Consider the following 17,985-nt stretch of genomic DNA (forward strand, 5'->3'; position numbering starts at 1 on the left):
GGGCAAGAGGCTGGTACAGACCAGAATGGTTGGCCGGTCGGCGGTGACGGGGGACTTGCGGGGCAGCCAGGTGCCCGAGGTGTCCTGACCCGCCGTCGGCGGGTCATGTCGGACATGATCCGTCACGAGGTGTACTCCGTTGCCCGACAGCTCAGTTCGGCCCACACCGTCTTCCGCGGAAAGCGCCCCTCCACGACCCCCCACCGGTGTGCCAGCGCCTCGACGAGCAGCAGGCCGCGCCCCGACTCGGCGTCCGGGGCGGGCGCCTGCGGGCAGGGCAGCCGCTCGCCCCGGGTGTCGGTGACCTCGATGCGCAGGAAGTCGCCGACGACGTACAGCGTGAGCCGGAAATCGCGCCCGGGGACGCGACCGTGTTCCGCCGCGTTGGCCGCCAGCTCGGCGACGAGCTGGCGTGCGGGGTCCTGGGGCAGGCCCCAGCTCCGGAGCTGCTCGGCCGCGAGCAGCCGGGCGAGACGCGCTCCGCGCGGCGTGGGGGAGAGCTGCACGCTGAAGTTGCGTACGGGTGTCGTGAGTTCGGCGGATTTCTGGTTCACGTCACTCAGCGTGGTGGCGCGTGCGTACGGTGAGAAGTGACTCAGCGGGTACGTACAGTCACTGTCCGGTGGTTGTCCACCGCTGTCGGGGCTGTCGGGGCCGGGCGCACGGGTAGGGCGCTGAGGGCAACACGGCCAGCACGACGAAGGGGCGCGGGATGACGGTCGAGACGGGCGAGCAGGGCGAGACAGGCTGGGAGGTGGACCCCGACGACGAGTGGGGCGTCGCCGTCATCGCCACGGTGGGGCGCCAGCTGAAGCTCCGCCGCGAGGCGGTGGGGATGCGGGCCGCCGAGTTCGGGGAGGCGGTCGGGTACGGGGAGGACCTGGTCTACAAGGTCGAGGGCGGCAAGCGGATTCCCCGGCAGGAGTACCTGGACAGGGCGGACGCGGTGCTGGACGCGGGTGGGTTGATCGCGGCGGCGTGGGAGGACGTGAAGAGGGTCCGGTATCCGAAGAGGGTGCGGGAACTGGGGAAGTTGGAGGGGAAGGCGGTTGAGATCGGGCTGTACGAGTGCCATGTCATTCCCGGGTTGTTGCAGACCAGGGAGCACGCGCGTGCCGTGATCGGCGCCGCGCAGCCGCCGTACTCGCCCGACGACGTGGAACGCATGGTGGCTGCTCGGCTGGCCCGGCAGTCAGTGTTCGAACGCTCACCCGCTCCGGCGCTCAGTTTCGTCCTGGAAGAGGGTCCGCTGCGACGCCCCATCGGCGGCACAATGGTCTGGCGTGAGCAGCTCGAACGCCTGCTGGAGGTGGGCCGGTTGCACAACGTCGTTCTCCAGGTGATGCCGACGGATTGTGACACCCATTCCGGACTGGACGGACGGATCGAGTTGCTGAAGTTCCCCGACGGCACGGCGGTGGGGCGCTCCGACGGCGCATTCAACAGCCGGGCGCTCACTGAGCCCAGGCACCTGCGCATCCTTGAGCTGCGATATGGCACCATCCGGGCTCAGGCGCTCTCACCGGGGGAGTCGCTGGCCTTCATCGAGCAACTGCTGGGAGAAACATGATCCGCAAGGCCGAACTGGCGTGGTTCAAGAGCAGCTACAGCGGCGGCAACGACGGCAACTCCTGCGTCGAGATCGCGAAGACCCCCGGCACGATCCACGTCCGCGACTCCAAGCACGTAGAAGAGGGCCCCCGCCTGGCGCTCACCCCGACCGCCTGGTCGGCCTTCCTGCCGTACGCGTCACAGGACTGACCCCGGACGGCGCGACCTCCTGCGTCCCGACCACCGCCAGCAGCTCCAGCAGCCCCGCGCTCTCCGTGCCCACCGCCGGTGTGAACCAGAGCAGCCGCTGACGCCCGTCCTCGCTGAACAGGTTGAGGCAGTTGACCTCGATCAGGCCCAGCGTGGGGTGGCGGAGCCGTTTGCGGTCGTCGCGCCGGAAGGCGACGTCGTGGTCGGCCCACAGCGCGGCGAACTCGGGGGAGACGTCGAGCAGCGTACGGATCATCGTGCCGGCCTCCGGATCCCGCGTGTCCCTGCGCGCGGCGGCGGCCCGCAGGTCGGCGACGAAGGCGCGGGACTGGCTCTCGTGGTCGGCCTCGGGATACAGCTCCCGCGCCGCCGGCTCGGTGAACCAGCGGTGCACGAAGCTGGCCCTCGGCCCCCGCAGCCCGGTCTGGTCCCCGAGCAGCGCCACGGCCAGCGGATTCTGTACGAGGGTGACGTGCAGGTCGGTGATCACCTGGGCCGGGGTCGAGGTCATCCGGCCGAGCAGGTCGAGCATGCCCGGGTGGACGTGCGAGGCGGCCCCGCCCTGCACGGGCACCGGCCGGTCGGCGAGCCGGTAGACGTAGTCCCGCTCGTCGGCGGAGAGCCGCAGCGCCCGCGCCAGCGCGGCGATCATCTGCTCCGACGGCTGGGACCCGGCACCCCGCTCCAGCTCGTTGTAGTAGTCCACCGACGCCCCGGCGAGCTGGGCGACCTCCTCGCGCCGCAGCCCCGGCACCCGGCGGCGCGGCCCCGACGGGAGCCCCACGTCGGCCGGCCGGATGCGCTCGCGCCGGGATCGGAGGAAGGCCCCCAGCTCGGTGTACTTCACAGCGCCCATGCACCCATTCTGCGCCCGGCCGGGTCGGCCACCCAGGGGATGACATCCCCTGGTTGCGTGGGCCGGGGCGGCGCAGGGTGAAGGCATGACCGACATGACACCGAGCACACAGCCGAACCAGCACGACCCCGCCACCGCCGGCCCTCGGGTCGCCGTCGTCACCGGCGGATCCCGTGGCATCGGCCGGGCCGTCTCCCAGAAGCTCGCCCGGGACGGCCTGGCCGTCGTCGTGAACTACGCACGCGACGCGGCGTCCGCCGAGGAGACGGTCGCGGCGATCACCGGAGCCGGCGGCCGGGCGGTCGCCGTACAGGCCGACGTGGCGGACGAGGAGGCGGTCGCCGCGCTGTTCGACCGGGCGGAGCGGGAGTACGGCGGCGTGGACGTGGCCGTGAACGCCGCCGGGCGGATGACCCTGTCGACCGTCGCCGACCTGGACCTGGCGGCCCTCGACGCCATGCACCGCACCAACATCCGCGGCACCTTCGTCGTCGCCCAGCAGGCCGCCCGGCGGCTGCGCGCGGGCGGCTCGCTGGTGACCTTCTCGACCTCCGTGGTCGGCACGCAGTTCCCCGAGTACGGGGCGTACGTGGCGAGCAAGGCGGCGGTGGAGGGGATGACGCTGATCCTGGCGCGGGAGCTGCGCGGCCGGGACGTCACCGTGAACGCGGTTGCGCCCGGCCCGACGGCGACCGATCTCTTCCTGGACGGCAAGACCCCCGAGCAGATCGACCACCTCGCGAAGGTCCCCCCGCTGGAGCGGCTGGGCAGCCCCGAGGACATCGCCGAGGTGGTCGCCTTCCTGGGCAGCCCGGCGGGCCATTGGGTGAACGGCCAGGTTCTGCGCGCCAACGGAGGGCTGGTCTGAGATGCCCTTCGCCGAGTTCAAGGTCCCCGCGGGCACTCTCACGGCGGCCGACAAGAAGAAGCTGATCGAGCGCACCACGGACCTCTACGCGGAGATATACGGGGAACGCGCCCGCCCCACCACCGTCGTCCTCGTCGAGGAGGTCCCGGACGGCGGCTGGGGCGTCGCCGGGAACGTCCTCACGGCGGCGATGCTGGGCACGGGCACGGGCACGGACGCCGGGGGCGGCGGCGGGGCGTGACGGCCGGGGAGGGCTTCGTCTCATACCGTGGCCGGGTGCTGGCCAGGACGTTTACCCGCACGTAACACTGACCCGGAACGGTGCCACCGATAACAGAGAGGTCCACGTGACGACGACGCGACCCGACACGAAGACCACGCTTGCCCGCCTCCTCACGGAGATCGAGCACCGCAACCCGGCCCAGCCCGAGTTCCACCAGGCGGCCCGCGAGGTCCTGGAGACGCTCGCGCCGGTACTCGAGGCACGCCCCGAGTACGCCGAGCCGGGCCTGGTGGAGCGGCTGGTGGAGCCGGAGCGCCAGATCGTCTTCCGGGTCCCGTGGCAGGACGACCGGGGCCGGGTGCACGTGAACCGGGGCTTCCGCGTCGAGTTCAACAGCGCGCTGGGCCCGTACAAGGGCGGCCTGCGCTTCCACCCCTCGGTGAACCTGGGCGTCATCAAGTTCCTGGGCTTCGAGCAGATCTTCAAGAACGCCCTGACCGGCCTGGGCATCGGCGGTGGCAAGGGCGGCAGCGACTTCGACCCGCGCGGGCGCAGCGACGCGGAGGTCATGCGGTTCTGCCAGTCGTTCATGACCGAGCTGTACCGGCACATCGGCGAGCACACCGACGTGCCGGCCGGCGACATCGGCGTGGGCGGCCGCGAGATCGGCTACCTCTTCGGCCAGTACCGCCGCATCACCAACCGCTGGGAAGCCGGCGTCCTCACCGGCAAGGGCGCGGGCTGGGGCGGCTCCCTGATCCGCCCGGAGGCGACCGGCTACGGCAACGTCCTCTTCGCGGCGGCGATGCTGCGGGAGCGCGGCGAGGACCTGGAGGGCCAGACGACCGTGGTGTCCGGCTCGGGCAACGTCGCGATCTACACCATCGAGAAGCTGACCGCCCTGGGCGCGAACCCGGTCACCTGCTCGGACTCGTCGGGCTACGTCGTCGACGAGAAGGGCATCGACGTGGACCTGCTCAAGCAGGTCAAGGAGGTCGAACGCGGCCGCGTCGACACGTACGCCGAACGCCGCGGCGCGTCCGCCCGCTTCGTCCCCGGCGGCAGCGTCTGGGAGGTCCCGGCGGACGTCGCCCTGCCGTCGGCCACGCAGAACGAACTCGACGCCGAGGGCGCGACGGCTCTGATCCGCAACGGCGTGAAGGCGGTCTCGGAGGGCGCCAACATGCCGACCACCCCGGACGCCGTCCACCTCCTCCAGTCCGCCGGCGTCGCCTTCGGCCCCGGCAAGGCGGCCAACGCGGGCGGCGTCGCGGTCAGCGCCCTGGAAATGGCGCAGAACCACGCCCGTACGTCCTGGCAGGCGGCACGGGTCGAGGAGGAACTGGCGGGCATCATGACCGACATCCACACCACCTGTCACGAGACCGCCACCCGCTACGGAGCCCCCGGCGACTACGTCACCGGCGCCAACATCGCGGGCTTCGAACGGGTGGCGGACGCGATGCTGGCGCAGGGCGTCATCTGAGGAAATTGCCGCGCTTATATCTGTACCCGCGGCAGGAGGATTCCGCGGAACGAGCCGACAGTTTCCTTACCCCAGCGAACAGAGTGGAATTACTCGAACCGCATGGGTCACCGAAGCGTGCTACTGTCCATATCAGTTGCAGTTGTGGTTCCCGAATTCGAAGACCTCCCCGACCGGCCACTGTGCCGTCGGACGTGCTTTTTGGTACCGGTTTTTTCCGGCGGGGTAATCATCGCGGCGACACGGCGTTCGTACAGTGCGTACGCCGGTGCACTGCCCCGAAGGAGAAAAGACATGGCTACTGGCACCGTGAAGTGGTTCAACGCGGAAAAGGGCTTCGGCTTCATCGAGCAGGACGGTGGCGGCGCGGACGTGTTCGCCCACTACTCGAACATCGCCGCCCAGGGCTTCCGTGAGCTGCTCGAAGGCCAGAAGGTGAGCTTCGACATCGCGCAGGGCCAGAAGGGCCCGACGGCGGAGAACATCGTCCTCGCCTGAGGCCGGCGCGCGCCCTCGGGCGCACATTTTGCAGCTGGGGCCCGCATCCCTCGGGGTGCGGGCCCCAGCTGCGTTCACTTCCGCAGTGACGTCCCCCTGCGCGACGACCGCGAGAGATCCCCGGAATCCCCGGATTCGAGAACGCGGAATTCTGCCTCAACTCGGCCTGTCCTTGCGATTCTCCGTGTGCCCCCGGCGCGGGAATTCCTTGATATGTGCCGCCTAGCATCAAGGAAGGTTCCGCAATGAACCCCACGCGCACGAACGACCGCTTCGCCCGTACTCGGAACAAGAGCGCCGCGCCGAGCCGGAACCGCAACCGGCATGGTGCCCCGCCCCGCGGCGAGTTCGCCCTCCCGGAGACGCTCACCCCGGCACTGCCCCCCCGTGGCGGCCTTCGCCGACCTCGCCATGCCCGCGGAGCTGCTGGCCGCTCTCGGCGCGCAGGGTCTGACCGTGCCGTTCCCGATCCAGGCCGCGACCCTGCCGAACTCCCTCGTCGGCCGCGACGTACTCGGCCGGGGCCGCACCGGCTCCGGCAAGACCCTCGCCTTCGGTCTGGCTCTGCTGGCGGCTACGGCCGGGCGGCGCGCCGACCCCGGGCAGCCGCTCGGCCTGGTCCTCGTCCCCACCCGCGAGCTGGCCCAGCAGGTCACGGACGCGCTCGCGCCGTACGCCCGCTCTGTGGGGCTGCGTCTGGCCACGGTGGTGGGCGGCATGCCGATCGGCAGGCAGGCCGGCGCACTGCGCGGCGGCGCCGAGGTGGTCGTCGCCACCCCCGGACGCCTCAAGGACCTCATCGAGCGCGGCGACTGCCGACTGGACGGGGTCCGCGTCACCGTCCTCGACGAAGCCGACCAGATGGCTGACATGGGCTTCATGCCGCAGGTCACGGCACTGCTCGACCAAGTGCGCCCCGACGGCCAGCGCTTGCTGTTCTCCGCCACGCTCGACCGCAACGTCGATCTGCTCGTTCGCCGCTACCTGAGTGACCCCGTCGTGCACTCCGTCGATCCGTCGGCCGGTGCGGTCACGACGATGGAGCACCACGTGCTCCACGTCCACGGCGCCGACAAGCACGCCGCCACGACCGAGATCGCCGCACGCGACGGCAGGGTGCTCATGTTTCTGGAGACCAAGCACGCGGTCGACCGCCTCACCGAGCACCTCCTGCGCAGCGGGGTGCGGGCCGCGGCCCTGCACGGCGGCAAGACGCAGCCGCAGCGCACCCGTACGCTGACGCAGTTCAAGAACGGCCACGTCACCGTGTTGGTGGCGACCAACGTCGCGGCGCGCGGGATCCACGTCGACCATCTCGACCTCGTCGTCAACGTCGACCCTCCGACCGACCACAAGGACTATCTCCACCGTGGTGGCCGCACCGCTCGCGCCGGTGAGTCCGGCAGTGTCGTGACCCTGGTCACCCCGGGCCAGCGACGGGCCGTCACCCGCCTCATGACGACGGCCGGCATCGTCCCGCAGACCACCAGGGTCCACGCCGGTGCGGAGGCCCTGCACCGCATCACCGGTGCGCAGGCGCCCTCCGGCATCCCTGTCGTCATCACCGCGCCGGCCTCCGAACGCCCCCGGCGCCGGGCCGCCGCAGGCGGTCGACGCCGCACGGGTGCGGTGGCGCGGAGCCGGTCCGCCGTGGTGCCCGCCACCGGGACGGCAGCGGCCTAGAACCGTTCTGACCAGCAAACCGACCCGTCACGCCAGGAGGCACTACTTGACGCTGCTTCAGTCACACCCCTGCCCCGCGAACACCAACGCCGACTGTTGGACGGCCGACGACGCCATGGATGCGGCGGGGCTGCAGGTCTGGGACGACATGACGGTCGAGGTGGCACTCTCCGTCATGAGCGCGGCCCGGACGAACCACCTCGTCGTCTGCGACGAGGACGGCCGGTACACCGACCTGGTCACTCGAACCCGCCTGACCACGGTGCGGAACGGTTCCGCATACACGGACCGGATCCGCCTGCGCGACGTGGTCGACGGGCCCTTCCCGTCGCCGTTCGCCACGGTGGCCCAGGCCGCGCTCTCCGGCTGACCCCCGCCCGGCGCGGTTCAGTGGTCGGAGTAGCTGAAGTCACCCACGGTCCAGGCGCTGACGTCCTCGATCGCCACGCGGTACATACCGCCCGTTTCCGGGATTCCCATCGTGCCCTGGAGGATCCGGGCCACATGGAAGTGCAGGTGCGTGGGTGGCCCGTCCTTCTCCGCGTGACCGTCGAAGACGGCGGAGAAGTCGCGCAGGTCGGCTGAGTCCGTCAGTACTTCCGACACCCGCCGCCTCCAGACCTTCTCGGGGGCCAGGCGACCGGTGATCACAGCACCGTGGGCGACCACGGTCAGGGACATCCGGCTGCTCTGCCCGGACTCCACGAGGGCGGCGATGTCGATGAGCAGCTCGTCAGGCTTCTGCATGAGTACGGATTTTATCCACCGGACCGGCGGTGCGGACCACACGGTGGGATTACCGGGCGGGACGAACGCTTCCCGCCGGCTTCCCGGAGGCGCCGGCGTCGCCCTGCCGCAGCTCGGCGTTGATGCGCTGGGCCTCCTCGAGCTGGTCCTCGAGGATGATGATGCGGCAGGCCGCCTCGATGGCGGTTCCCTGGTCGACCATCTCGCGGGCGCGGGCGGCGATGCGCAGCTGGTACCGGGAGTAGCGGCGATGGCCGCCCTCGGAGCGCAGGGGAGTGATCAACCGGGCTTCGCCGAGGGCCCGCAGGAAGGCGGGTGTGGTGCCGAGCATCTCGGCCGCCCGTCCCATGGTGTACGCGGGGTAGTCGTCGTCGTCGAGCCGGTCGAGCGGTGTGTCTGCGGTCATCTGCACCTCTGCTAGCGGAATGCGTCGAGGGGCCTTGGTGCCGTACGGCACCAAGGCCCCGAGGGATTTGTAACACCATCTGCCGGCCTACTGCACTGCCGGCCTTCTGTTTTCGCTCCGACCCCCGTCGAGGGGCGGGCGGACAAGGGATCGCGGATGCGTGACCGTGGGACCACCTTCCGTTCCGGGGCCTGCGGTACCCGGTGAGAACGTTCTTCACCGGGCGATCCTGATGGCGTCCTCCTCCTTCTCTCTCTGAGTCGTACCTCTTGCCGGTCGTGCGTGCTTCTCACATGCGGGCAGTTCGTGTCTGCCGCGCCTCACTGACTTCTTGGCTACAGGAGGAGACTAACCCCAGACGCTGCCGGATGTCTACAGCGGCCACGACAGATTTTGCTCCAGAAGGGTGAGTGATTATCTGACGCGAGCGTCATCCGGCGCCATCTGCCGCTCCTCCCGGTCGCTCGAACGGTGGCACGATGACGGCACGGATCATCGGACGACGAAGGGGGAGGCCGGTTACGTCATGGCCCGTTACACAGAGGCACTGACCGTCGAGCGAGGCGGGTTCCGGATCAAGGTGCCGGAGTCCTGGTGGGAGTTCGACGTCCGCCCGGAGTCCCGGGACGACTCGATCCGCCGCATGGTCGACGACCGCGTCCGGCTCCACCCGGAGCTGGCCCCGTCCCGCTCCGCGTACGTCACCTTCCTCCAGAAGGCGGCCTCGGACGCGTGGAAGTCGGGCGCCCTGTACTGCGGCTGCATGGCGGAGAGCTTCGGCGGCGACACCCCGATCACGGGCTCGGTGACGGTGTCGTTGATCGGCGGCCGCACGTCGTCCGGCGACCCCCTCCCCACCGACCCGGCCGCCATAGCGGGTCAGCTGGCGGTCAAGGAGGCCAGGAAGCCCGGCGACTCCTGGCGCAAGGTGACCACGGTCGACATCCCCGGCGTCGGCCCCGCGGCCCGCACCCAGGGCATCGAGGACATCCCCGTCCCCGACGACGCCCTGGGCCGCACCGTCCGCGCCGTCCTGATGCAGACCTACATCCCGGTCCCGGGCCAGGAGGGCAAGGTCGCCCTGGTGGCGGGCAGCAGCCAGGTCCTCGACCTGGCGGACTCGTTCTTCGACGTCTTCGACGCGATCGCTTCGTCGTTCCGGTTCACGGCCTGACCCCTCACCCCATGAGACGGCGATGGTCGACGCGCGCCGGTTCCTCGCCGAGTTCGGCGGTCCGGCTGAAAGGACGCGTACGGTTGTGACAGCCGAGCTGGACTGGGAATCGGGCGAAGGTCTCCTCGGTATCGACAACCCCGCCGCATGGGACGCGGCCTACGAACGTGGAGAGCGCCACCTGGGAACCGCGGTCATCGGGTTGGCCTTCAATTGCCCGCTGGAGGAGGCGTCCCCTCGGATCGTCCGGGCGATGCGGTTGCCGGACCTCGCCCAGCGCGGCTTCGCGTACACCGCGGCGGGGACCGCTGCCCGGCTGAACGGCGAGTTGACGCCAGAGTTGTACGCCGCGCTCCGGGCGGCTGGCCCCGGCCGCAGAAGCATCGCCGTGAACGCCGTCGACGACGCCATGACCTTCGTGCCGTTCCGGCAACTGCCGCTGTGGCTGAAGGGATGGAAGATCGCGTCGGGCGTACTGGACAAGCTGGAGACCTGGCGGTTGCAGGCGTCGTACGCGCTCATCGACACACGCGAAGCCCTGCGCCGACGCCGCTCCGGGCCCTGAAGACAGCACTTTCGTCGAACGTCCGTGCCTTGTAAGTTCACGTGTGCATACGGTTGTTGCTGATGCGCGTGGGCTGACGGGGGTTGCGTGATGGTGGGCCACAGGCCGAGTGACTGGCATGTCCTGGACCTGGACAAGGACCCGACGCCCGGTGACCCGCAACGCGTACGCACCCTCGCGAAGACGCTGCACGACTTCGCGGACGACGTGTCCGAGGCGCTGCGTCTGGTCAAGGGCATGGCGGGGGAGACCACGCTCGCGGAGTGGGCGGGCAAGTCGGCGGCGGTCTTCAAGGAGGAGTTCTCCGGCGTCCCGAAGAACCTGAAGAAGCTCGAGAAGTCGTACGGGATGTGCGGCGACGCCCTGGCCGACTTCTGGCCGAAGCTTGAGCGTGCCCAGGCCCTGGCCGACCGGGCCCTGGTCAAGGCGCGGGAGGCCCGTCAGGACCTGTCCTCCGCGCAGTCGAAGCTGTCCTCGGCGGACTCGTGGGTGACGCGGGCTTCGAAGGAGGCGGACAAGTACAAGGACGATCCGACGGGCAGCAAGTCGGACGGGGACAAGCCGGACGAGGCGAAGGTCCGCGCCGCCACCCGTGACGCGCAGCACGCGAAGACGGCGCAGACGAACGCGCAGTCGGCGGTCGATTCGGCGCAGAGTGCGCTGGACGCGGCGAAGAAGATGGCCGAGGACGCGCGCAAGATGCGTGAGGACGCGGCCCGGGACGCGAAGAACAAGATCGACGAGGCGTCGGACGCCGGTATCCAGAACCGTTCGTGGTGGGAGGACGTCGGCGACTGGTTCTCCGACAACTGGGACACGATCGTCGCGGTCTGCAAGGTCGTCGTTGCCGTACTCGGGATCATCGTGATGATCATCGGCGGTCCGATCCTGGGCGCGATCGTGCTGGTCGCGGCCCTCGTGGTCCTGGCGGACACCCTCTACAAATACAGCAAGGGGCAAGCGTCCCTATGGGACGTGGGTCTGGCCGCGCTGGACTGCATACCCGGCATGAAGGGCCTGACCACCCTCGGCGGGCTCGCCAAGGGCCTCAAGGGCGGCATGGCGGCCATGGCGGGGATCAAGGGGGGCATGAAGGGCATGGGCCTGGCGCTGCGCGGGCTGGGCAAGAACGCCCGCGGCATGGTCGCAGACGGCGCGAAGGGCGCCTACAACCGGGTCAAGTCCGTCGTCCGTTCGAAGGGCAGCGACCCCATCGACATGGCCACAGGCGCCATGTATCTGCCGCAGACCGACGTCGAACTACCCGGGTTGCTGCCCCTGGTGTTCACACGCCGCGTCGCCTCCGACTACCGCTGCGGCTGGTGGTTCGGGCCGACCTGGGCCTCCACCATCGACCAGCGCCTCGAGGTCGACGACAAGGGCGTTGTTCTGGTCACCGAGGACGGGCTTCTGCTGGAGTACCCCCACCCCGCGGCCACTGAAGCTCCCGTGATGCCTGTGACCGGACCCCGACAGCCGCTAACCCGGCTGGACGACGGGAGCTACCGGGTCGAAGACCCCTTGACCGGTCACTCTCGCTTTTTCTCTTCTCCAGGAGCGGACCGGGTCGCCCTGATCGCACGCATTACCGACCGGAACCAGAACACCATCACCTTCGACCACGACGCGTACGGCAGCCCCCTCGCCATCCGTCATTCCGCCGGGTACCACGTGAAACTCACGACTACGTCCGGCCGGATCACCGAGATGAGCCTCGCCGGTGCCGACGTGGATGGCTCGGACCTGGTCCTCAAGCGTTATGAGTACACCGAAGGAACTCTCACCGAAACGGTCAACTCCTCCCTGCGCCCGCTGCGCTTCTCATGCGACGAACGGCTGCGCATCACGTCGTGGACCGATACGAACGGCCGTAGCTACGCCTACGCTTACGACGACAGGGACCGTTGCGTCGCCGCGGGCGGCGAGGGAGGCCACTTCTCGCTGACCCTCGACCATGACGGTACCGATCCCGAGTGGCCCGACTGCCGGGTCACCACGCTGACGACCGCCGAGGGCACATCAACCCGATTCGTGGTCAATGACAGCTGCCAAGTCGTGGCCGAAGTCGACGCCCTCGGCCATAGGCAGCGAACCGATTACGACGAGAATCATCATGTTGTCCGCCGTGCGGACGCGTTGAACCAGATGACGTGGTTCGAGAACAACGCCTACGGCCAGCCCGTCCGAGTTGTACGACCCGACGGCCATGAGATTCGGGCGGAGTACAACGAGTTGGCTCTCATGGAGCGACTCGTCGGCGCCGACAACCTGGTGCAGCAGCATGTGTACGACGGCTGCGGCAACCGAACGGCGGAGGTCGACCGTGCCGGCAACGTCACCGCCTTCACCTACGACGGAGCGGGGCGTCTCACTTCCGTGACCGACCCGATGGGGCATGTCACCATCGTTCGCTGCGACAGCGCGGGGCTCCCTCGCGAGATAACCGACGCCCTTGGCGGAGTCACTCTTTACGAGCGGGACGGCCTCGGTCGCCCGGTCGCCGTCACCAAACCGACCGGAGCGCGAACCCGTTTCGAATGGAACGTAGAGGGCCGTTTGCTACACCGCACCGAGCCCGACGGCACGGCGGAGTCCTGGACTTACGACGGCGAGGGAAACTGCACCAGCCACACCGACGCGCTGGGCGGGGTCACCCACTACGAATACACGCACTTCGATTTGCTGGCCGCTCGAACCACACCGGACGGGGCACGCTACGAGTTCGCTCACGACGCGGGTCTTCGCACCACCAGGGTCACCGAACCCAGTGGGCTGACGTGGCAGTACGAGTACGACTCAGCAGGCAGACTGATCGCGGAGACCGATTTCGACGATCGCAAGCGCGTCTACGAGTACGACGCAGCGTCCCGACTCATCTCCCGTCACGCGCAGGGCCGGACGGTTCGTCTCGAGCGTGACGCCTTGGGCCAGATGGTGCGAAAGGACGCCGACGGCCTCGTCACGACGTACGACTACGATCCCGCGGGCCGGTTGCTGCAAGCAGTCGGCCCGGAAGCTACGCTCGAACGCCGGTACGACAGTCAGGGCCGGCTGCTTCAAGAGTCCGTCAACGGGCGCGTCCTCACGTACGACTACGACGCGCTGGGGCGTCGCACGGGTCGTGAGACCCCGGCCGGCGTACGAAGCACGTCGCGGTACGACGTCCTCGGTGACCGCACCTCATTGGTGTTCGCAGGCCGAGAGATCAGCTTCACCTTCGACGAGGTGGGCAGGGAAGTCACCCGCTTCATCGGCAGCATCGACGTGGCCTACGCCCATGGGTACGACACGTCGGGACGGCTGGTGAGCCAGAGTGTGACGGGACCGGACGCAGTGGTGCGGGAGCGCGAGTTCACCTATCGCGCCGACGGGTGCCTCAGCGCCGTCGACGACCGGCAGTCCGGCTCCCGCCGCTTCGAACTCGACCGGGTGGGGCGCGTCACCGCGGTCCACGCACATCAGTGGACCGAGCGGTACGCCTACGACGGCGCCGGTAATCAGACGTCGGCCTCCTGGCCCGAGCGTCATGCGGGTGGGGACGCTCTGGGCGACCGCGTATACAAGGGTTCACGCCTCATGAGGGCCGGACGCGTGCAATATGAGCACGACGCCCTCGGTCGAATCGTCGTACGGCGCAAGACGCGTCTGTCCGGCCGCAGGGACACCTGGCGTTACGCGTGGGACACCGAAGATCGCCTCACCTCGGTCACGACCCCGGACGGCACGCTGTGGCGATACGAGTACGACCCGTTGGGACGCCGCATTGCGAAGTCGCGCATGGGCGCGGATGGGGAAACGGTCGTTGAACGGGTCGAATTCACATGGGACGCAGCGAAGCTGTGTGAGCAGACCACGGTGGCCTCACCCACTTCGCCTCAGGTCACCCTGACCTGGGACCACCAGGGGCAGAGCGTAATCGCACAGGCGGAGCGTCTGGGTGCCCTCCATTCGCCCCAGGTGGAAATCGACTCCCGATTCTTCGCGATCGTCACCGACGCCATCGGCACCCCGACCGACCTTGTGGACGAGTCGGGCAGCGTGGCATGGAGCGCTCGAACCACGCTCTGGGGGGTTACCGCCTGGTCGAGGGGCTCCAGTGCTTATACGCCTCTTCGATTGCCGGGTCAGTACTACGACCCCGAGACCGGACTCCACTACAACTATTTTCGGCACTACGACCCGGAGAACGGTCGATACGTCACTTCCGACCCCCTGGGTCTTTCCCCGGCTCCTAACCCTTTCACGTACGTTCGTAATCCCCTGACATTCACAGACGTTCTCGGACTCGCTCCTGACTACCCCCTGGGGGAGCGCGGGAATCCGTTCGCCAGCAGGTCTGATGCGGAAAGGGCCGCCTTCGACGTTGCTGGTGTCCCCCACGGCTCTTCTCCGGACGCCGAGTGGATCGTCATGGGTGACAAGGCGTACAAGAACATGCCAGGTTATGTCTACTCGAAGGAGCCCACTCACTGGGGCAACTTCCGGCAGTTCGAAACGGACAACGGATCTCGTGTGATCGTGGAGCACACGCACGATCCGGCCGGTCCCCACTTCCACGCGGGGGCGCCGAAGGGCATGACCCCGGAGGAGCGAAGTCGTAATCTGGTCAACTTCGGCTGGGACAACACGCAGGAGGGTTACGGGACGATGGAGCGTTATAGGGCGCTGGACAAACCCGGCGGGGACCACCATTTCTTTTTCCAGAACTGATTGAGAAGGTTTGCGTAATGAATGAGAAAGTCGAATCCCGCTTGCGGGATGCCGGCCTCGAGGTGCTGGGTATGTTTGAGGGGCAGATCGGGCCGACAGTCACAGAGGTCTTCCGTAACGTGGTGCACCTCGATGCCGAGCCTGTCGAGCGCATCCATCGGGGCGAGGCCGACGCGAGCAGGGTCGTGGACCAGCGATGGAAAGCTCGTGCGATCGCCGGGGGGATCGTGGCCGGGGACGGTTCATTCCTGGCCGCCGCCGGTATGGAGCTGGGATGGGTCCAGGTGAGACTGACCGAGCGCACATCGGTCTCGGCCACCGAGGATCAGCCGGGTGAGCTCCTCTTCATCGCCAGGTCACTGCGCGGCGACCGCGCCCTCGCCGTCAGCGCGGAGGGGAGTGAGTACTGGCTCCTGGAGGCCGAGTTTCCGGAAGCCGCCTGACGTTGGTCGACTGTGTGGACCCGTGCCGGTCGTCCAAGCCCAAGGCTTCTGGCCGACGCGGCAGGTCGGCCGCCCGTGAGGTGTACCCCCCGCCACTGTGGGGTACAGTCACCCGCTTCGATTGGCCACCGCACTGCCCCGTATGGCAGACTAGCGGGGTTGCTCGGTCGAGTGCCGATGCTGCGCGCCTCCCGCCGGGAGGACCGGAAGCGAGTCCCACAGTACTCGTCGTCCCTGTTCAGGGGCGGACGTACGGGAATCTTCCGGGAAGTGTCAGCGGGGTACCGGCCAGGCACCCGGTGGGCTTCTCGCCCCCGGTCCGCGGTTCCGGAAGGGCCCGCACCTCCCAGAGCAGGGATGTTCGAACAAGGGACATCTGTGTCAGCGAGAGTGCGACACGCCCGACCGCGTGGGTCGGAGGCGGGGCGTGGAGACACAAGGGCCGCCGGGTCCAGAGCGTTACGAGAGACAGGACTACTGAGTAGCCATGGCGGGACAGAAGATCCGCATCCGGCTCAAGGCCTACGACCACGAGGTCATCGACTCCTCGGCGAAGAAGATCGTCGAGACGGTGACCCGCACTGGTGCGTCGGTCGCGGGCCCGGTGCCGCTGCCCACTGAGAAGAACGTGTACTGCGTCATCAAGTCGCCGCACAAGTACAAGGACTCGCGCGAGCACTTCGAGATGCGCACGCACAAGCGCCTCATCGACATCCTCGACCCGACCCCCAAGACCGTTGACTCTCTGATGCGACTCGACCTCCCGGCCGGTGTCGACATCGAGATCAAGCTCTGAGGGCGGTGATCTGAAGATGACCAAGCAGATCAAGGGCATCCTGGGCGAGAAGCTCGGCATGACGCAGGTGTGGGACGAGAACAACCGCGTTGTTCCGGTCACCGTCGTCAAGGCCGGCCCCAACGTCGTCACCCAGGTCCGCACGAACGACGTCGACGGCTACGAGTCGGTCCAGATCGCGTTCGGCGAGATCGACCCGCGCAAGGTGAACAAGCCCCTCAAGGGCCACTTCGCCAAGGCCGACGTGACCCCCCGTCGCCACCTCGTCGAGATCCGTACCGCTGGTGCCAGCGACTACACCCTCGGCCAGGAGATCACCGCTGAGACCTTCGAGTCCGGCGTGAAGGTCGACGTCACCGCGAAGAGCAAGGGCAAGGGCTTCGCCGGCGTCATGAAGCGCCACAACTTCAAGGGTGGCAAGGCGTCGCACGGTGCCCACCGTGTGCACCGCATGCCCGGATCCATCGGTGGCTGTGCCACCCCCGGCCGTGTCTTCAAGGGCATGCGCATGGCGGGCCGCATGGGCAACGAGCGGGTCACCACCCAGAACCTGACCGTCCACGCCGTTGACGCGGAGAAGGGTCTGCTGCTCATCAAGGGCGCCATTCCCGGTCCGAACGGCGGCCTCGTCCTGGTCCGCACCGCGGCCAAGGGGGCCTGAGGTAACCGATGAGCACTGTTGACATCCTTTCGCCTGCCGGCGAGAAGACCGGAAGCGTCGAGCTCCCCGCGGAGATCTTCGGCGTGGAGAAGATCAGCATCCCGCTGATCCACCAGGTCGTCGTCGCGCAGAACGCCGCTGCCCGCCAGGGCACGCACAAGACCAAGCGTCGCGGCGAGGTCCGTGGTGGCGGCAAGAAGCCGTACCGCCAGAAGGGCACCGGCCGCGCCCGCCAGGGTTCGACCCGTGCGCCGCAGTTCGCCGGCGGTGGCGTCGTTCACGGCCCGCAGCCGCGTGACTACTCGCAGCGGACCCCGAAGAAGATGAAGGCCGCGGCCCTGCGCCACGCCCTCACCGACCGGGCCCGCCACAACCGCATCCACGTCGTCACCGGCGTCATCGAGGGCGACAACCCGTCCACGAAGGCCGCCCGGACGCTGTTCGGCAAGATCTCGGAGCGCAAGAACCTGCTCCTGGTCGCCGACCGTGCCGACGAGGCCGCGTGGCTGTCCGCCCGCAACCTGCCCCAGATCCACATCCTGGAGCCGGGCCAGCTGAACACGTACGACGTTCTCGTCTCGGACGACGTGGTCTTCACCCAGGCCGCCTTCGAGTCCTTCGTGTCCGGCCCCAAGGCTGCTGACACCGAAGGGAGCGAAGCCTGATGGCTACGCGTCACCCGAGCATCGCCCCCAAGGCGGCCAAGGCCGCCAAGGCCGCGCGCGTCGCCAAGGCGCGTCGCCACGAGGCCGAGGGCAAGAACACCGTCGTGACCCCCGCCAGCAAGGCGTTCACGGACCCCCGTGACGTGCTGCTGAAGCCGGTCGTGTCGGAGAAGAGCTACGCGCTCCTCGACGAGAACAAGTACACGTTCATCGTCGCGCCGGGCTCCAACAAGACCCAGATCAAGGAGGCCGTCCAGGCGGTCTTCTCGGTCAAGGTCACCGGGGTCAACACGATCAACCGCCAGGGCAAGCGCAAGCGCACCCGCACGGGCTTCGGCAAGCGTGCCGACAGCAAGCGCGCGATCGTGACCCTTGCCGAGGGCGACCGTATCGACATCTTCGGCGGTCCGACCGCGTAAGCGGGTCGGATCGTCCGATATCGG

Annotated in this window: 19 protein-coding genes and 1 pseudogene; 16 read left to right on the forward strand and 4 right to left on the reverse strand. The window is 68.6% G+C overall.

The window, feature by feature from the left end:
- Window positions 1-122: 122 nt before the first annotated feature.
- The gene (locus DMH12_RS18055) at window positions 123-554 is read right to left on the reverse strand and encodes an ATP-binding protein (RefSeq protein ID WP_125492610.1); all 432 of its coding nucleotides are present in this window, start codon (window positions 552-554) and stop codon (window positions 123-125) included.
- Window positions 555-712: 158 nt separating this feature from the next.
- Here DMH12_RS18055 and DMH12_RS18060 point away from each other — a divergent pair, with 158 nt between their 5' ends.
- Complete coding sequence (locus DMH12_RS18060) at window positions 713-1,570, forward strand: helix-turn-helix transcriptional regulator (protein ID WP_125492611.1); 858 nt, start codon at window positions 713-715, stop codon at window positions 1,568-1,570.
- Window positions 1,567-1,761 (forward strand): DUF397 domain-containing protein, encoded by a 195-nt coding sequence (locus DMH12_RS18065; protein ID WP_125492612.1) that lies wholly within the window; start codon window positions 1,567-1,569, stop codon window positions 1,759-1,761. Before DMH12_RS18060 ends, DMH12_RS18065 begins: the two co-directional genes overlap by 4 nt.
- On the opposite strand, the gene DMH12_RS18070 is transcribed toward DMH12_RS18065, so the two are convergent.
- Entirely contained in the window at window positions 1,712-2,617 is a 906-nt protein-coding gene (locus DMH12_RS18070) for a helix-turn-helix transcriptional regulator (RefSeq protein WP_185832388.1), read from the reverse strand. The genes DMH12_RS18065 and DMH12_RS18070 overlap by 50 nt on opposite strands.
- 85 nt (window positions 2,618-2,702) lie before the next feature.
- Between DMH12_RS18070 and DMH12_RS18075 the strand changes: the two genes are divergently transcribed.
- The 6 genes and pseudogenes from DMH12_RS18075 (at window position 2,703) to DMH12_RS18100 (ending at window position 7,745) form a co-directional block, all read left to right on the forward strand.
- Window positions 2,703-3,485 (forward strand): SDR family oxidoreductase, encoded by a 783-nt coding sequence (locus DMH12_RS18075; protein ID WP_125492613.1) that lies wholly within the window; start codon window positions 2,703-2,705, stop codon window positions 3,483-3,485.
- Window position 3,486: 1 nt separating this feature from the next.
- Window positions 3,487-3,726 carry a 4-oxalocrotonate tautomerase family protein gene (locus DMH12_RS18080; RefSeq protein ID WP_125492614.1) on the forward strand — a complete coding sequence of 80 codons (240 nt, stop codon included), beginning with the start codon at window positions 3,487-3,489 and terminating at the stop codon, window positions 3,724-3,726.
- Between the two features lie 106 nt (window positions 3,727-3,832).
- Window positions 3,833-5,194 (forward strand): NADP-specific glutamate dehydrogenase, encoded by a 1,362-nt coding sequence (gene gdhA / locus DMH12_RS18085; protein WP_125492615.1) that lies wholly within the window; start codon window positions 3,833-3,835, stop codon window positions 5,192-5,194.
- A 294-nt stretch (window positions 5,195-5,488) separates the two neighbouring features.
- Window positions 5,489-5,692 carry a cold-shock protein gene (locus tag DMH12_RS18090; RefSeq protein WP_030039020.1) on the forward strand — a complete coding sequence of 68 codons (204 nt, stop codon included), beginning with the start codon at window positions 5,489-5,491 and terminating at the stop codon, window positions 5,690-5,692.
- 245 nt (window positions 5,693-5,937) lie between these two features.
- Window positions 5,938-7,375 (forward strand): annotated as a pseudogene (locus DMH12_RS18095) (DEAD/DEAH box helicase).
- Between the two features lie 46 nt (window positions 7,376-7,421).
- Window positions 7,422-7,745, forward strand: a complete 324-nt coding sequence (locus DMH12_RS18100) for a CBS domain-containing protein (protein ID WP_125492616.1) — start codon at window positions 7,422-7,424, stop codon at window positions 7,743-7,745.
- Between the two features lie 17 nt (window positions 7,746-7,762).
- Here DMH12_RS18100 and DMH12_RS18105 read toward each other — a convergent pair whose 3' ends face one another.
- Complete coding sequence (locus DMH12_RS18105) at window positions 7,763-8,122, reverse strand: hypothetical protein (protein WP_125492617.1); 360 nt, start codon at window positions 8,120-8,122, stop codon at window positions 7,763-7,765.
- A gap of 49 nt (window positions 8,123-8,171) precedes the next feature.
- Window positions 8,172-8,528, reverse strand: coding sequence for a MerR family transcriptional regulator (locus DMH12_RS18110; RefSeq protein ID WP_125492618.1), 357 nt, complete (start codon window positions 8,526-8,528; stop codon window positions 8,172-8,174).
- A gap of 526 nt (window positions 8,529-9,054) precedes the next feature.
- Between DMH12_RS18110 and DMH12_RS18115 the strand changes: the two genes are divergently transcribed.
- The 8 genes from DMH12_RS18115 (at window position 9,055) to rplW (ending at window position 17,961) form a co-directional block, all read left to right on the forward strand.
- Window positions 9,055-9,702, forward strand: a complete 648-nt coding sequence (locus DMH12_RS18115) for a hypothetical protein (protein WP_125492619.1) — start codon at window positions 9,055-9,057, stop codon at window positions 9,700-9,702.
- 22 nt (window positions 9,703-9,724) lie between these two features.
- A complete protein-coding gene (locus DMH12_RS18120) occupies window positions 9,725-10,267 on the forward strand; it encodes a hypothetical protein (RefSeq protein ID WP_260474245.1) in 543 nt (180 codons plus the stop codon).
- Between the two features lie 90 nt (window positions 10,268-10,357).
- Window positions 10,358-14,977, forward strand: a complete 4,620-nt coding sequence (locus tag DMH12_RS18125; RefSeq protein WP_125492632.1) for a DUF6531 domain-containing protein — start codon at window positions 10,358-10,360, stop codon at window positions 14,975-14,977.
- 17 nt (window positions 14,978-14,994) lie between these two features.
- Window positions 14,995-15,420 (forward strand): hypothetical protein, encoded by a 426-nt coding sequence (locus DMH12_RS18130; protein ID WP_125492620.1) that lies wholly within the window; start codon window positions 14,995-14,997, stop codon window positions 15,418-15,420.
- A 487-nt stretch (window positions 15,421-15,907) separates the two neighbouring features.
- On the forward strand, window positions 15,908-16,216 hold the full coding sequence (gene rpsJ, locus DMH12_RS18135) for a 30S ribosomal protein S10 (RefSeq protein WP_003948644.1): 309 nt from the start codon (window positions 15,908-15,910) through the stop codon (window positions 16,214-16,216).
- A gap of 16 nt (window positions 16,217-16,232) precedes the next feature.
- Window positions 16,233-16,877 carry a 50S ribosomal protein L3 gene (rplC, locus tag DMH12_RS18140; RefSeq protein WP_125492621.1) on the forward strand — a complete coding sequence of 215 codons (645 nt, stop codon included), beginning with the start codon at window positions 16,233-16,235 and terminating at the stop codon, window positions 16,875-16,877.
- Between the two features lie 8 nt (window positions 16,878-16,885).
- The gene (rplD, locus tag DMH12_RS18145) at window positions 16,886-17,542 is read left to right on the forward strand and encodes a 50S ribosomal protein L4 (RefSeq protein WP_125492622.1); all 657 of its coding nucleotides are present in this window, start codon (window positions 16,886-16,888) and stop codon (window positions 17,540-17,542) included.
- Complete coding sequence (rplW, locus tag DMH12_RS18150; protein WP_122615758.1) at window positions 17,542-17,961, forward strand: 50S ribosomal protein L23; 420 nt, start codon at window positions 17,542-17,544, stop codon at window positions 17,959-17,961. The genes rplD and rplW overlap by 1 nt, the downstream gene beginning before the upstream one ends.
- Window positions 17,962-17,985: the final 24 nt, after the last annotated feature.

Origin of the sequence: Streptomyces sp. WAC 04229 (assembly GCF_003947455.1) — a bacterium.
Lineage (GTDB): Bacteria > Actinomycetota > Actinomycetes > Streptomycetales > Streptomycetaceae > Streptomyces.